A 255-nucleotide genomic window follows, 5' to 3' on the forward strand; every position below is an offset into this window, starting at 1 on the left:
GTTACGGGGCCGGGCCGGACTGCCCTTTGCCAGGATGTAAGCGCATTCGTGGCGGTACGCGACATACGCAGATTTGGATGTGTAGTTTTTGGTGAACACGAGGTGCCCTGCCACGCTGAATCCGGCGCGTTTCCAGGCCGCCATAAAGCGGTCAATACGGTGCCAGCCGTAGAAGCTGACCATCAGCGCGTCTTTTTTGAGTACGCGGTACATTTCATTACAGGCCGGTTGCAGCCATTCATCGGTTTTATCGCC

1 protein-coding gene is annotated in these 255 nt (G+C 56.5%); it reads right to left on the minus strand.

The features are described 5' to 3' along the window. Positions 1–255: DNA methyltransferase (locus tag E0D98_RS27060; protein WP_254201212.1), on the minus strand; the 255-nt coding region annotated here is incomplete at both ends.

Source organism: Escherichia sp. KCJ4928 (assembly GCF_004352695.1).
Lineage (GTDB): Bacteria > Pseudomonadota > Gammaproteobacteria > Enterobacterales > Enterobacteriaceae > ECMA0423.